Here is a 15,481-nt window from a genome sequence, read left to right as displayed (position 1 = left end):
TATGAATTAATCAGGGCGTTGTATTTTTTCTTTTCCAACAATGTATACTCGTCTAGACTCCGTATTCGTATCCGAAGTGGAATGAGCAGTCACTTCGAGCACAAGATAATAACCTTCGTCCTCAGATGTAACGGTATGCTGTTCTCGTGTCTCCCCTTCTATTAGAACCATATCTTCTCCTGAAGGGTCTGTTGCGCGGTACCACTGATAAGAGGGAGTATTAATGTAATCAATATCATCACCATCAACATCCATTAAATAATAATCTGTGGCAATTGTGTTCTCCATGTAATTCTTCAATTGACCATTCAGCACATACGGCGCATCGTCCACTTGTTGAAAGGTCAACACATAATCATTGTTTTTCGCGCCAAGTGTTTTATTGGCATATCCGTTTAACAACGCATTCATATCCCCCAAAGTGGGTTCCGCATTACGATCCACGTCCATTCGGTTCATCTCTACATAAGAATAACCGCGGCGACTGACCATATTACGAAGATAAGTCAAAAGTTCTGCTGCATCCGCAGAATTCACTTTTCCGTCTGCATTTACATCCCCTTTTTTACTAATGTTAAGTTCAAAGTTATCCGTAACCGTTTCCGGTACATCAGATACAGTATATTGAGCTTTCAATTCAATATTGATCTTGCCGCTCTTGTAAGGAATAACAACCAATGTATTTTCATTTTCTATCGTTTCTACATACACCCTAGCTATACTGTTATCACTTGAGTTGGCTGTGAGCATACTAAACTCATCAGATCGTAAATGGGTACTCAAATCAATTCTAACTCTATTGTTCGTTACCTCGATGGGTACACCGGACACAAAAGAAGGATCGTTTTGTTCCGATGAATAATTTAACCAATGGATGCCGTCGTTGAGCACAGGCCGTGAAATGTTAATCTCTGGACCAATTTCTCCCGCATTAGCTTGAGGAAGCGCTCCACCTATAGGCAACGCAATGCCCAAACCGAGTGCAGTCAACATGCTTTTTTTCAATATCGGCTTAAGCCGTTTTTTGTTTTGTTTCCCCTTCAATTCATGTTCCTCCTCGTATACATTTCAAATTTGAACAACTACATGCTCAGTATAACGAGTCATTCTGAACCGATTCTGAACAGGACTATGGAACTATTTCCAGTTGTGATTCGACAAAAAACGCCATGGAGTAAGCCTCCATAGCGTTTTGAACACAAATCATTTTCCAGTTCGGATCATATTCACCTAAAATTAAATTCCCTCAACAATCCGTTTGGCTCTAACCTTCACCTCACGGTAAAGTTCATCCTCATCAATCGTGAGCAGCTTTCTGCCTCTCATGAGGATCTGACCATTCACGATCGTGGTGTCCACGTCCGCCCCATTTACGCTGTAAGCCAGTAACGCTTCTACCTCATGTACCGGTTGAAGATGTGGTTTCGCCAGATCGATCAGGATCAGATCAGCTTTGCACCCCACCTCAAGCATCCCCACTTCATCCTGTAGACCAAGTAGACTAGCACTTCCACGTGTAGCCATGCTTAGTACATCCTTGGCTGGCAAGCGAGTGGGATCGCCATAATCCAGCTTTTGCAGCCAGGTAGCGGCTTTGATCTCTTCGAACATATCCACGGTTGTGGCACTTCCCGCTCCATCCGTTCCGATTCCCACGTTAATTCCCTGAGCCAACATCTCGGTAATTGGAGCAATTCCACACCCCAGCTTCAGATTGCTGACTGGGTTATGTGCTACACCGCCGCGCATGCCCTTCAATCTGCCGATGTCCCTGCGATTGAGGTGTACACCATGCGCAAGCAACACATGTGCCTGTTCGAACATCCCCGCCTCTTCCAGATACTCTGTCGGTGTCATGCCATAGCGCTCACGAATCTTCACAACTTCTTCCTTCGTCTCAGCCAGATGAATATGTAGCGGGATATCCTCCTTGACAGCCAGAGCAATGACTTCACGTAGCGGCTCCATGGGACAAGTGTAGGGTGAGTGGGGTCCATACATGGTTGTAATCCGCCCATCGGCCGCTCCAGACCAACGTTGTACAAGATCAATCGCCTCCTGCAATCTGCGCCCCCCATCATCCTCCATGAATACCATCCCACGTGTAAGCGATGCCCGCATACCCGTTTGCTCAACCGCTTCTACAATCTCATTCATATGAATGTACATATCCGCAAACGCAGTGGTACCCGAACGGATCATCTCGGCGATGGATAACTTGGCACCCCAATAGATGTCTTCCGGGTTCATCCGTGCTTCGGCAGGCAATATTTTGCGTTCGAGCCAGTCCATCAGCTTCAGATCATCCGAGAATCCCCGGAGCAGACTCATCGGTGTATGTTGGTGGGCATTAATCAGTCCTGGCATGGCAACCTTATTACGTCCATCGATAATCTCATCTTGCGGTTGAGGCAGAATGTGTTCAGCAATATGCGTAATGCGATCACCCTCAACACGAATATCCCCCGTAAAGGGGGCATCGGCATCTTTCATCGTTAGGATCGTAGCTTGCTGAATCAGTATACTCATTACATTCACGGCTCCTCTGAATTGGTTATGGTCATTCCATATCCGAGGGTAAGCCTTCACGTAACGGCAAGGTCAAGTCATTTTAATTTTTGAATGGTCATCTTTCTGAAATGTTGTATAAAAGGTTTGGGGTCGATCTCGACCATATATGGATATACTCCTGTGCTTGTGTGCAAATAGAAAAATCCACCTTCATCACCCATACGACGAAATGACATATCAAACACTTCCGTGATGTTGAACTCGCGGTATTTGGTCACGATTTTATCTGAATACAGAATCATGGAGCGGGCATTCATCTCAATCTCTTGGGCGAGACCCGTCACTTCTCTCTGTACTTTGTAATAAGGTAATACAGCAACGCAGTTCATGATCTCCCTCCATTCATGCCATGATTATTGTTCCATCATAGCAGATCGGAGGTTCTCAGCAAAAGAACATGAAACTAGGTGATCTTGGTCGTCACCTTTAGTGGCGTATGAAGTGCATTCTGAATGTCTTGCAGAGAGAGACACTGTTCAATATGAAACACACCATGTGGCAATTCTGTTTTATACACACGTTCTGCCACGGCTGCAGCTACCGCTGCTGTTGCATCTGCTTCCTTTGCACCGACCAGTAGTTGTTCGACGCGGGTTTGCTCACCATTTTCCCATCCTACGGCATCGACCTTGACCGCATACATCGGCTCTCCCCCAGGAATAAGGCCAAATGCCTTAACCGTTCCATTCCGAATAGACGTGATACGCAACAACGAAAACAACCCTGCACGTTTGGAGATTGCCATGGATCCTGTGATCCAGCGGGAGTCCAGACAGAGTCTGGTAGATACGGTTGGAATACGTAACGTCCGAGCAACCACATGCTGATCCGAAAAGTTAAACCGATAGGCCTTCCGCTGCCCTAGTTTTGCTCCAAAATCAATACGTTTGCCATCTCCGAAACTTTGTACCTCAGCAGGTTTGCCCTTTTTCATCACTTGGTAAGTGGCATTCATCTGATCAACGGTCCACTCCACGGCAGCTTTTCCGTGCTTCTCTCCAAGTCCCAGCATGACGGTAATGTCTGCTTCCTCCACCTGATCCATATGCATGGTCGCTTCGCGCACAAGCAAATTAGTCACTCCGGGTGATAATCCAACGCTGAGGATCGCGGTTGATTGGGAACGTTGCATTTTGGTGTGCAGCTGTTCAACCTGAGCGAGAAAATCATATTTTGCAGAAATATCAATATAGTCGGTTCCGGCTTGTGCACAGGCTTCAACGAACCGGGTATCGCTCTGGTCAACACACATGATAACCAGCTTCACAGGCCTTAACATGGATGGTTCTACAGGTCGTGTTACATCCAGTTGAAGTGGTAGCACAGCACCACCTGTAGACCTGCTGAACTCTTCCGCACGGTTCATGCGTGTACCCGCAGCCCATACTTTACCCGGGAACAATTTCCCCAGTTGAGTACATATCATCTGCCCCACTTGACCATAACCACCAACCACCCAGATCTGATCTTTCATAGTCTTCACGCTAGTTTCGAATTGCATAATACCCCTCCACCCAGAACGCCCCGAAGTAACGTGTAATATGTGAGAAACCGCATTCGGTCAGTAGCTGAGTCATCTCTTCAGAGGATATTGGATCGGATTCACGGCCCAGGGAAGCAGCAAAGCGCTCCCACTCTTCAGGAAGGACGCCCACACTCAACATGTGATCCTTCCAAGCTTGCATCATGATTGGATGTGCAGGTGAACGAAGATCGGCATTTACAGCCGCAATGATCAGTGGTGCACCCGGTTTAAGTCTAGCTGCGAGGCTGGTCAGAAACGTTCTCTTGGCCTCCATCCCCTGAAGGAAATGTAACATGAGCATGCTTGTCGCCCCATCATATACAATATCCTCCGGCAATTCTTCAACCGTGACAGGTTGCAGTTTCACTCTGGAACCGATGCCTGCTTCCGTGACTCGTTTCTCAGCAAGTTGTAGCATGGGCTGTGATGGATCTACTCCAGTCAATGTCCAACCGGCATGACGTGATCCGAGCAGAGCAATCTCTTTTCCCCCTCCCGCACCGGCAACAAGGATATGAATATCGTTGTTATTCGCGAAAGATGCTGAAAGCAGCCGTTCCATTAGATCATGCATATGAGAATAACCTGGAATTTTCAGGGCTATCGATTGTTCGTAACGATGAACATCTGCTGTTTCCCAGCTCATCGGTGATAGATTGTGATTCATGGACACCGCACTCCTCTTGAATTGAAGTTAGACTTGACTCGTTGTTCGTCTAATTTCATTATAGAAGGATACGGCGAGCCTACAATCCCAGAACATTGGGATATGCGCACAGAGAGAGGAGTAATTTTGTTGACATCACGTATTGATCGGAACCACAGACTTATCACTTCTCTTGAAAAAGGAACCTGGACCTCACATACCTATCGGGAAGCTGTTCTCAAGCAGATCCATACGGTTATACCTTACGATGCATACTGTTTCACTACCGTTGATCCTCTGACTCTTCTCTCCACAGGAGCCGTGACAGAAGATGGCATTGAGGCCATTCATGATCGGTTATTCATCAATGAATACATGGAAGAAGATATACATAAATACGCTGAATTAATTCGCAGCGGTGAGCATACAGCTACACTTCATACGTCCAACTTACAGCTTGAACAAAGCCCTCGATATATCAACATTCTTCAGCCAGCGGGGTTCGGTGATGAACTACGTGCTGTATTGGTTAGTGGAGACGCTTGCTGGGGTTATCTGACCCTATATCGTAAGACAGAAAGTGCTGTCTTTACAGAGGAGGAGCGGTGGATGATTCAGTCCTGGACCGCTTCTATTGCATCGATGCTGCGGTCCACGAGCTTGACACTGATCGATGAGATCACGAGTGAAAGTCCCGAGGAACCCGGAATTTTGATCACCTCAGACACGTTCCAGCTCTTATCCCTGAACGCCTCCGCTCAATATTGGCTGTCCCAATTGCGCATGCTGGAACATGTAGGGCCTGATGTGCTGCCCCGTCCGGTACGTGCAGTGAGTTCCCACCTGCAGCGCAAGAATCGGGCAGAACTGGTCGTGGATACTCAGATCGCTCCCGAATCACCCTCCAAAGTTTGCATCCAACTTCCGGATGGGCGTTACCTCATTCTTCATGCCAGTCTCATGCAACAGCTTACAGGACCAGATCAGATTGCTATCCGTTTGGAGCAGGCGATGCCACAGGATTTGCTGCCCTTGCTCGCCGAAAGCCATGGATTATCCAGTCGAGAGCGGGAACTTCTCGGATATGTGCTCCGCAGTTATTCGTCCAAGGAAATTGCTGCTTCGATGCATATTTCGGTCTACACGGTTCAGGATCATTTGAAATCCATTTTCGCCAAGACCAAGGTATCCTCACGTCGCGAGCTCATCTGGTATTTCGTTTCCCGTTTCCAGCTGTCTATGATCCTGCGATATAAATCCTGATGAAATTTCCCAGTAATCAAATTGACTATCGAATAATGAGAAAAATCAAAAGATGCCAATACGATATCCTCGTAATGGCATCTTTTTCTATATGCTATTAATTAAGAAGCATAGCGGTAACACAGGGTAACTTCGTTGTTTGAACTTTTGTTATCTTGCATTCTGCTTTAAAATGCAACGCGCAGTCCTGCCAAGCCGTTTTCCACAAAAAAATTCAGACTATATCATTGATTGTGTTATTTGGCTTTTGCTAGTAAATAAAGAAAATATGGAACACTAATGACTGTAATTACGATTCCTGTCGGCACATCTCCTACGAGGCTAACCGTGCGCGTAATCGTGTCAGCCAACACCACGACTAGTCCCCCGGCTAAGCTGGCAGCCGGAATGAGCAATTTGTGATCGGGACCGACCAGTTTTCTGGCCATATGCGGAGCGATCAATCCAACGAAAAAGAAGCTTCCTCCCACAGCTACACTGCCAGAGGATAAAGCAACAGCAGCGATTGACAACCCCAAGAACTGTCGCTTCACGGAAACACCAAGCCCCTGTGCTGTCTGATTGCCCAAATGGAGGGCATTCAATATGCGAGCCTTGTAAAAAATATAGCCGAGTAAGATCAAGACCCATGGTGTCAGTATGGAGATATAACCCCAATCATCGCCCCATAGGCTCCCCGCCAGCCAATACAGCATGAAGTTCATCTGCGAATCATCCAGCTTGAGTGTCAAGAAGGTCGTCAGCGCCCCGTACCCGCTTCCTAGCGCGACCCCGGTCAAAATCAAACCGATTGGCGAGATGTCTCGTCCGCGGCGATACGATAATAAGAAGATCAACCCCGCCGCCAATAGTCCGCCAACAAAAGCCAACAGAGGCAGAGCAATAAAGGAACTCTTGCCTGTGGATGCAATGAATACAACAAAGAACAGGACAAACAAACCCGATCCCGAACTAATACCCAGTGTCCCCGGACTAGCCATGTCATTACGCAGCAAACTCTGCATCACGACACCCGCCGCTCCCATTCCCAGACCTACCAAGATCGAAAGTACAATTCGTGGCAAACGAAAATCAAAAACAATCAGATTTTGCTTATCGGTACCGTTTCCTATGAGAACGTTCAGCACTTCTAGCGGTGAAAGATTCATTTTGCCAGAATTCATGCTAATGATCGCAAACACAAGTATGAGCACCATAAGCACTACATTGATGATAATGCCTCGTTTCATCGTATAACGCCGCTTGATCATTCATATTCCCTCCTTTGTCTTCGAGCCAAGAAGAGAAAATACGGCACACCAATGATAGAAAATATAATGGCAATCGGCGTTTCGAACGGTTTATTGATCAAACGTCCAGCCAAATCAGCCGATACGGTCAGCAACGCACCATATAAAGCCGCTGCCGGAATAATGTATCGATAGTCGACACCTACCATATATCGCACAATATGCGGGGTGATCAGACCCACAAAACCAACAGGGCCAACGACAACAACAGCCAATCCAGTCAGCACAAGTACAATAATTGTCGACAAAATCTTGACCAGTCCGCTACGAATGCCGAGTCCACTTGCCACATCATCTCCCAAACTGAGCAATGTAACGGAAGGGGACAGCGCCAGTGCCAGCAGTATACCACCAACAAAGAGCGGTGAGATAATCAGCAATTCTCCCCATTTGACCCCCGCTGTGCTACCCGCCGTCCAGAATGTCAATGCTCGCCCCAAATCATAATTGATTGCCAAGTACTGACTGAGTGCGCCAAACAACATTGAAATAGACAGACCTGCCAGTACAAGCCGCTGAGGCGTCATTCCGCGATTGCCCAGTGACGCGGTAAAGTAAGTCATACCGGTGGCGATCGCTGCTCCCAGACAAGCGAACAACATCATCTGCCAATACGAATAACCCGGCAGAAAGGCCAGGCATAGTGCAATTGCAAATGCTGCGCCAGAGCTAATCCCCATCAGCCCGGAGTCGGCCAGCGGATTACGCGTTGTCCCCTGCATGATAGCGCCACATACCGCAAGGCTGCACCCAACGATCAGATCAGCTACGGTACGCGGGAGACGCATGGTTTGAATAATTTGATGTTCAGTGAGCATTGGATCAAATCGGAAAATAGCCTCCCATACCGTTGCTAACCTCATATCAGCAGCACCAAACATAATGGATGCCGCCGACATGAGAACCGTTAATCCAAGCCCTATTACCATGTACATGGTGAAGTTCATCGCCCTACGGCGTTTTTGTTCAGGCTTGCTTTTCATCTCGTTTCCCTTTCATCACCTATTTACAATCCAAACGAATATGGATATTAACGTCCATAAATTCGACTGGTCATGTTTGAAAATTTGGAGTGCTCAATTAAAATTTCGTTCTAACTCTTATTTAGCTAATGCTAGCAATTGACTAACAATATAATCAATCAATGCACTGGAAGTCATTACGTCGGTGGACCAAGATAGCGAAGAATCTACCTTTACGATCCGATCATGTTGCACAGCAGGTATGGCATTCCACACTGCATTATCAGAAGCAACGTTTCCATCTCCTAAGAAGATCATATAATCCCCAGAGTAAGCGGGTAATACTTCCATGGAGACATCGCCCCAATATTTATCTGCATCGATAATATCCGTTTGGACTTTTGAAGGTGCCTGCAATTGAAGTTCATCGTAAACAAGCTCGCCAACGGCATGCTTGGCTCCAGCTATGTAGTTACTTTTATCACTGAATTCTCCAACCGTAATGGTTACATCGGATAGGCCCGCATTCTGAAAAGCTAGCTTTGCTTCTTCAATTTTTCCGGTATAAGCATTCAAAACATCCTTAGCCTCTTCCTGTTTGTTCAAAACATCGCTAATAAATTGTATCCGCTCTTCTGTAGTCATATCACCATAGGGAACATAAATGGTGGGGGCAATTTTGGATAAATCATCATACGACTCATCACTCCATGCCAAAATGATAAGATCCGGCTCAAGCGTCATGATATCTTCCGGCTCCATGGCTACTTTTATGGAGTCTGTAATCTGGTTAGCATAAACAGGCTCTGTCTCTCCCCGTGCAGCTCTAGCCACACCTAAAGGAGTTACACCTAGGGCTACCACATCACCAACCAAATAATCGACTACAACTCGCTGAGGGTTATTAGGTACCTCAACATCACCCTTAACTGTGGATATCGTTCTGGTCTGCGAGACTGCTTCTGAAGCTTTTGTCTCCGACCCTTCTTGTTGTGTCGCCTGCTGTGTCTGCGCAGGTGTTGTATTTGCCGTTCCCCCATTATTCGCTGGCGTCCCCGACGTACATGCCGTCAATAAGAGCATCATGCTTATCGCCGCCGCCAAAATCATTTCTTTACTTCTTAATGTTCCAAACATCGTTGATTCCCCATCTCTATAAGACTTGACTAGACTCGCTAGTTCCCTCTCATCGTAAGGGAGATGAGAATCATTATCAATACCATCAACCTGCATGGATAGTGCGTTTATTTTCCGATAATCACTTGGCGTCATCTTGTAATGCTTCTTAAACATGCGGAACAGGTTTTTCTCATCTGCGAAACCAGCTCCAGTTGCGATTTCTTTAACCGTCGCTTCTGTATGTTTCAAGTCATGACAGGCTGCTTCAATCCTTCTCTGAATGAGATACTCCTGTAAGTTCATCCCTTCCCTTTTTTTGAACAAACGCGTCAATTGTCCACCACTGATCCCAAACATATCGGCAATTTGTTGAAACATAATCGGCTCCCTGTAATGTTTATCGAGATATATCTTGGCAGAACAGGCTGGGTCTGGCTGGAGATACCGAATCTCACCACCCTCCAAATCCCTGTACACCTCATGAATCAATTGATATAAAAAACTTTTGGCCTGTAGCTGATCCATCGCTTTGCCACGTTTCCAGCCATTCATCATTCGTTGGAACCAATCACGTAGCAAGATGGGATTACTTGGCGTATAACCAAACTGTTGAACAAATGGATTGACTTGCTCCAGTAATTGTTGCAGATGTTTCTTGAAAAAGAGAGGTGATTCTGCTCTATAAAACACCATAAAGGTCTTCACCATCTCCTCTTTAGGCGTAATACTGAGCAGGCTCCCCTTCCCGCCGTGAACTAAACCGAAGCGTTCCAGTGCAAATGTGGTTTCATTCAGTTGGATTTGCGCTTCACCCCCATATGCATAGATAAACATGCTACTAGGCATTTTATATTGCTCCAACGGGTATTGTGACGCTACATTCTGAAAGCGTACATCTATTAATGTAATAATCGAACGTGTCCAGATACTGGCCATCATATCAATCATCTCCGGTGTAAATCCCTGTCTTGCTTCTTCCTCTTGCATCTATCCGCACTCCTCGTTTAACTTTTTCCAATGTATACATCACGCAATAATTGATATTGATTATCAATATCACATTTGATCAGGTAAGTATATATCATTAAGTGAAATTGGGGAACAGGCAGTGGACGTTATGCTTTCCATCCGCTTTCGTAAAAAACTAAAAAGGAACACCTGATAGTACAAAAAAGAAGCCTGATCCATATGGATCAGGCTTCTTCATTATGTTTATTGTATTTAACAAGATTACGTAGTCACCATGTTTCTCTTGTCACCTGCGACCAAATTTATTAAGACTTTGCAGGTTTCCGAGAAGGTTTGGCGGAGCTGGATTTTTTATTCTTTTTCTTACTTACTTCCACAACCACAGGCTCCTGTGGGTGTTCCACCGGGTACATTTTACGGAACAATAATGTCTGTAGTACCAGGAATGAACCCCCAACTGTCCAGTAGAGCGGCATCGCTGCCGGAGCTGTAAGAGAAAAGAATGCCATCATCAATGGAGAGAGATAACCCATAATGGCGAACTGTTTTTGTTGCTCAGGCGCCATATTGGCTTGTGATACCTTGGCTTGAATCAGATATATGACCGCGACCACCACAGCGAGTACGTAGTCCGGCGCTCCCAGTTTGAACCACAGGAACGAGTGGGAGGACAACTCCGGTGTAAGTCGGATGGCTGTGTAAATACCTGAAAGTATAGGCAACTGAATGAGCATCGGCAAGCAACCAATGTTCAGCGGATTGAACTTATGTTTCTTGTATAGCTCCATCGTTTCCTGAGACAGCTTTTGCTTATCAGCAGGATCATTTTTGCCTTCATATTTTTTCTTGAGCGCATCCATCTCGGGTTTCATGGCGTTCATGATAACTCGTGTTCCCTGCTGGGACTTGGCTTGACGCATCATCAAGGGCAACAGTGCTAAACGAATGACCAGCGTAATTACAATAATCGCGACCCCGTAGCTTCCGTTAAATATGGTAGCAATATGCTGAATCAGATACGACAGTGGAAATACAATGTAGTGATTAAAAAATCCCGGTGTCGATGAAGTAATCTCCGACACGTTGTTGCTGCATCCGGCAAGCAGCATGACTGCAAACAAAATGACAATCAGGCCATAGATCCGTCCCTTGCCCGATCTAAAAGTGAATCCCTTGTTAGTCTTATGTTCCATATATATCCTCCTCGTTGATTTGTTGACCAATCGTTCAACGAGGAATGACAATCTGGTTCATCTTCATCGGGCGCTTCTCTTCGTCTAATCATGCGACTCCAGTCTTCCTGTCTATGCTGTCTCTCCAAACACAGGGCGGGAAGTACAGGTTCAAGTCCACCACCGGCGCCACCTTCCATCCAGTACTCTGTCATGCCACAATGAAGATGGGCAATATAGGCATAACTGACGGTGAAGATGAGTCCAATCGAAAATAAATATGGTAATAACTCCTGCAGTTCAAACAAGGGATTCACCCCCTTTATAGGTTAGTTTTTATATTATAACACTTACATATTGTTTTTGCATAAATCCGTACGTGAAAACAACGACTATTCAGCTATTCCGTTCTCATTTTGGACATTTCTAGCTCAGCTCGGTGTCTCGCCACGTTATAAGAAGGCCATGAACGATCTGATGCATCCTCATCCAGGTAGGCTTGACGTTCCAGCATTTCCCTCTTAAGATCCGGATACTCCTCCTGAGCAAACTCTCGAAGTAACGGAACTGCATCTGCCGACAGACTTGCCAGATAGGTTGCATCAATATTGCCAGTCTGATGATAACGTTCAATATTCAGCTCGGCAATCCGTTTATCCATGCCCACATAGTTGACTGCAACATAAGCTGTGAGCGCCAGCACGATATACCAGCGGATCAGCGGTATTGATGTGTACCGTATACGAAGGCCAGCAATCAGCAACAGGAGTGCGAGGAAGATCATGAATGCGTGTACCAGGAAGCGGATGTACGTATACCCATATGCCTGCTCATACAGATTTAGGCGCATAAACGCGGAATACAACATAATTGCTGAACAACTGACCAGAATCAGGAGAAGTACCTGATGTACGATGGAACCCGCTTTGCCACTCGAACGGGTATACTGCAAAGCAACAATAAGAATAAAGAAGTTAATACCTGTGACGAGAATTAACTCTGCGAATCCACTTCTCGCATAATCTGCGTAAGACAGATCTACCGGAAGATGCCCCTCTCCTGCACCAAACAGATACGAAAACTGTACAAGTACAAACAAAACGTACACACAGTTAATGACAATCAGCATCGTCCCCACAATGATGGGGTCCAATCTGAATGGTTCCCGCTGAATCGGAGTGCGTTCGGGCTCGGGTGTAATCTTATTTGTAACCTGATCTTCAGTGGCCGGGTCCACAGGAGAGAATATATAGGTGTGATCACGCTTATCAACCGCGGATGCTGCTCCATTTTTCCAATGTGCGTTCGCTCTCTTCTCTGCCTCATATTCCATTGGCTGTACAAATCCCCATACATAACCGAACAGCAATACACCTGCGATGACAATCCAGATGATTCTCGGTATCCCTGGAGTAAAAGCCAATTGATTCAGCCACTCCGGAAAACCGGCTAAATACTGATCAAAGACCCCGTCAGCAGAGGACAGTAATGCAACGACTACAATGAGGATAGGCAAGGACGCCACAAGACCAATGAGTACTTTGAAAACAACTGTTTTCTGGGATTTGCCCATGCCACGCCCGCCTGCTCTCACAGCAACAGCAGCAACAGTCCCCCAATGACGTATGGCTTGAGGTAGCAAGTGGTCAATAGCCGTACCAATCAAGCCAATCTCCCACCACTGCTTCTGTTTTCTGCCCATCAGATACGTCATATGTAAGATAACTACGCCAGGTATGACCAGAAAATTAAGAACATACAGCAGTTCATTGTCGTATAACAGGAACGTTAGCGACAACAATAGCACTACAGCCGCTACAAAAGCATCAATGAACTTGAAAGACCTCATGCGATCCCTTGCAAACAGATACATGAACACATAAAAGAGAATTACAAAGATAGGATACGATACGCCAATCTCATTACCATAAAATAAATACTGGTGAATGATCGCCAGCAGCCATGCTGACAGTAACGTGATTAAAGCGCGTTGCGGTGAAGCCATTATTTTATCAATCATGGGAAAAACCTCCATTAACCTTTCTATGCTATATTCTAGATGATAAAATAGGAATATAAATAGAAATTAAAATCGACAAAACTTCTTATTTTAGAGGAATACGTCAGAGTTCACCTCCAGGAGGGAATCAACACTTGAAATTACATCAGCAATATCTGCTGTTACATCGTCATTACGGTCACCATACAGAACATGAACTTACACTCGCCGATCTCGCTGAGTTGCTAAATTGTACACACCGCAATACGTTAACGATTGTCAAAAAGATGGTTGCACATGACTGGATTCGTTGGGTTTCCCAGCGTGGCCGGGGTCGGCGCTCTTCACTGACTTTGCTTGTTCCGGCTGATCAAATCGCCGCAGAATATATGATGCAGGCCATGAATCGCCGGGAGTTGCAGGAAGCTGCCGAGCAGGTGAGCGCATTCTCCAGTTCAACAATCATGCAGGATCATCTAAACCAGTGGTTGCTTGGATATTCAGGACATCATACGGAAGCCGGCACTAATAATGAGCAGATTGATACGCTTCGGTTGCCCCTGCGCCAACAGCTTCATGCGCTTGATCCGCTGTACATTAATCTATTAGCTGAATCCTTTGTTACCAGCCATGTCTTTGATGGGTTGGTCCAGCGGGGCGAAAAGGGAGAGATTCTTCCCTGTCTCGCTCATACCTGGGATGTCAGTGCAGACCGAAAGACCTGGATCTTTTATTTGCGAAAAGGTATTACATTTCACGATGGTCAGTTGTTGACGGCCCATGATATAGTGCATACGTTTGAACGGCTGCAATCTACAGATCGCCGGACACTGTACCGTGATGTAAGTAAACAGATTCTATCTATTGAAGCAGTCGATTCCTTAACCGTGTGTTTCCAGCTTAAAGATCCTCATGAATTGTTTTTGTCCTTCCTGACAACAAGTCGTGCAGCGATTGTACCCTCACCAGGAACAAACGAACATAAGATGAAGCATTCGGGTGATGTACATGGGATGCAAAAACCTGTTGGGACGGGACCGTTCAAGGTCACCGCCTGGGATGATCACTTGTGCAGACTTGAAGCCTTTTCATCGTATTTTCAAGGTAGAGCACATATGGACCGGGTAGATATCCTGCAAATTCCGTGGAGTGCCTCGGCAAAAATGGACGATAGCCAAGATATCGAAACTCCGTTCTTTCATCTTGTTCATAATCCGTCTTCGTCTGAGGGTGCAGACTGGACACAGATTAGTGCAGGTGTGATGGTTCATAAATTACTCACATGTAATACGCACAAAACCGGACCGTTAAACGATCCGGAAGTAAGAGCACACCTTCAGTCATGCCTTGCTGGAATGTATAGAGATGACGGACATGCAGGTGACTCTGAAGTCGTGGAGACTGATTTTAGTGCGGTGAATACCAAGAAAGTCCAGGTCCACTTGGAGGGATTTAGCGATATATCGATAAGTTCCGTATCCTCCAGTCCCATCTCCTTGCACATTGCAACCATTCCACAATATCGCAGGGATGCTAAAAATCTGGCGTCCATACTGGAGCAGTGCGGTTTCTCGTGTACCGTCCGTACTGCTACGATGGAGCAGTTCAAAGGAAACCTGCGGCTGGAATCTGATCTGATTCTCTTCTCTCTCATTCGGGACAGGGACGAAGAACTGCGAAGGTATGATCTCTACTCTACGTTATCTGAGCATCTGGAAGATTCTGCTCGTATAACGATCCATGAGATCTTACAAACCATCGTCGCCTCTCCCATCGCTGCGGATCGAACTTGTGAATTAGATCGAATTGAGCAATTTTTGGTTGGTCAGAATTTACTGTTCCATTTATCCGAAAAACCGGTAGAAACCGCTTATCTGCCTTCCGTGCGTGGTCTATCTTTCAACAGCCAGGGCTGGGTAAACCTGCGTCATATCTGGTTTCCGTGAATGCTCGTTAAACGAGCATA

The 15,481-nt window shown here is 46.0% G+C and carries 13 protein-coding genes; 2 read left to right on the top strand and 11 right to left on the bottom strand.

Going from position 1 to position 15,481, the window contains the following annotated elements; translation table 11 throughout:
* Window positions 1-6 precede the first annotated feature (6 nt).
* The 5 genes from CXK86_RS14820 to CXK86_RS14800 form a co-directional block, all read right to left on the bottom strand.
* A complete protein-coding gene (locus CXK86_RS14820; protein WP_101313969.1) occupies window positions 7-1,044 on the bottom strand; it encodes a dockerin type I domain-containing protein in 1,038 nt (345 codons plus the stop codon).
* Window positions 1,045-1,236: 192 nt separating this feature from the next.
* Window positions 1,237-2,529 carry an amidohydrolase gene (locus CXK86_RS14815; protein WP_101313968.1) on the bottom strand — a complete coding sequence of 431 codons (1,293 nt, stop codon included), beginning with the start codon at window positions 2,527-2,529 and terminating at the stop codon, window positions 1,237-1,239.
* A 77-nt stretch (window positions 2,530-2,606) separates the two neighbouring features.
* Window positions 2,607-2,900 carry a hypothetical protein gene (locus CXK86_RS14810; protein ID WP_036608638.1) on the bottom strand — a complete coding sequence of 98 codons (294 nt, stop codon included), beginning with the start codon at window positions 2,898-2,900 and terminating at the stop codon, window positions 2,607-2,609.
* 74 nt (window positions 2,901-2,974) lie between these two features.
* Window positions 2,975-4,072, bottom strand: coding sequence for a saccharopine dehydrogenase family protein (locus CXK86_RS14805; RefSeq protein ID WP_101313967.1), 1,098 nt, complete (start codon window positions 4,070-4,072; stop codon window positions 2,975-2,977).
* The gene (locus CXK86_RS14800; protein WP_036608640.1) at window positions 4,056-4,763 is read right to left on the bottom strand and encodes a class I SAM-dependent methyltransferase; all 708 of its coding nucleotides are present in this window, start codon (window positions 4,761-4,763) and stop codon (window positions 4,056-4,058) included. Before CXK86_RS14800 ends, CXK86_RS14805 begins: the two co-directional genes overlap by 17 nt.
* 129 nt (window positions 4,764-4,892) lie before the next feature.
* Here CXK86_RS14800 and CXK86_RS14795 point away from each other — a divergent pair, with 129 nt between their 5' ends.
* Complete coding sequence (locus CXK86_RS14795; protein ID WP_257467859.1) at window positions 4,893-6,005, top strand: helix-turn-helix transcriptional regulator; 1,113 nt, start codon at window positions 4,893-4,895, stop codon at window positions 6,003-6,005.
* 236 nt (window positions 6,006-6,241) lie between these two features.
* On the opposite strand, the gene CXK86_RS14790 is transcribed toward CXK86_RS14795, so the two are convergent.
* The 6 genes from CXK86_RS14790 to CXK86_RS14765 form a co-directional block, all read right to left on the bottom strand.
* On the bottom strand, window positions 6,242-7,255 hold the full coding sequence (locus tag CXK86_RS14790) for a FecCD family ABC transporter permease (RefSeq protein ID WP_017688818.1): 1,014 nt from the start codon (window positions 7,253-7,255) through the stop codon (window positions 6,242-6,244).
* The gene (locus CXK86_RS14785; RefSeq protein ID WP_101313965.1) at window positions 7,252-8,277 is read right to left on the bottom strand and encodes a FecCD family ABC transporter permease; all 1,026 of its coding nucleotides are present in this window, start codon (window positions 8,275-8,277) and stop codon (window positions 7,252-7,254) included. Before CXK86_RS14785 ends, CXK86_RS14790 begins: the two co-directional genes overlap by 4 nt.
* A 117-nt stretch (window positions 8,278-8,394) precedes the next feature.
* On the bottom strand, window positions 8,395-10,362 hold the full coding sequence (locus tag CXK86_RS14780) for an AraC family transcriptional regulator (protein WP_101313964.1): 1,968 nt from the start codon (window positions 10,360-10,362) through the stop codon (window positions 8,395-8,397).
* Between the two features lie 287 nt (window positions 10,363-10,649).
* Window positions 10,650-11,537 carry a membrane protein insertase YidC gene (gene yidC, locus CXK86_RS14775; protein WP_101313963.1) on the bottom strand — a complete coding sequence of 296 codons (888 nt, stop codon included), beginning with the start codon at window positions 11,535-11,537 and terminating at the stop codon, window positions 10,650-10,652.
* Window positions 11,474-11,824 (bottom strand): hypothetical protein, encoded by a 351-nt coding sequence (locus CXK86_RS14770; RefSeq protein ID WP_180361772.1) that lies wholly within the window; start codon window positions 11,822-11,824, stop codon window positions 11,474-11,476. Before CXK86_RS14770 ends, yidC begins: the two co-directional genes overlap by 64 nt.
* Before the next feature lie 92 nt (window positions 11,825-11,916).
* The gene (locus tag CXK86_RS14765; RefSeq protein ID WP_180361771.1) at window positions 11,917-13,536 is read right to left on the bottom strand and encodes a DUF4153 domain-containing protein; all 1,620 of its coding nucleotides are present in this window, start codon (window positions 13,534-13,536) and stop codon (window positions 11,917-11,919) included.
* 134 nt (window positions 13,537-13,670) lie between these two features.
* On the opposite strand from CXK86_RS14765, the gene CXK86_RS14760 reads away from it, so the two are divergent.
* Entirely contained in the window at window positions 13,671-15,461 is a 1,791-nt protein-coding gene (locus CXK86_RS14760) for an ABC transporter substrate-binding protein (RefSeq protein WP_076249547.1), read from the top strand.
* Window positions 15,462-15,481 lie beyond the last annotated feature (20 nt).

Source organism: Paenibacillus sp. BGI2013, assembly GCF_002843485.1.
Classification (GTDB): domain Bacteria; phylum Bacillota; class Bacilli; order Paenibacillales; family Paenibacillaceae; genus Paenibacillus; species Paenibacillus amylolyticus.
Note: the sequence above shows the minus strand (reverse complement) of the source record. Positions and strands in the feature narration are given on the sequence as shown.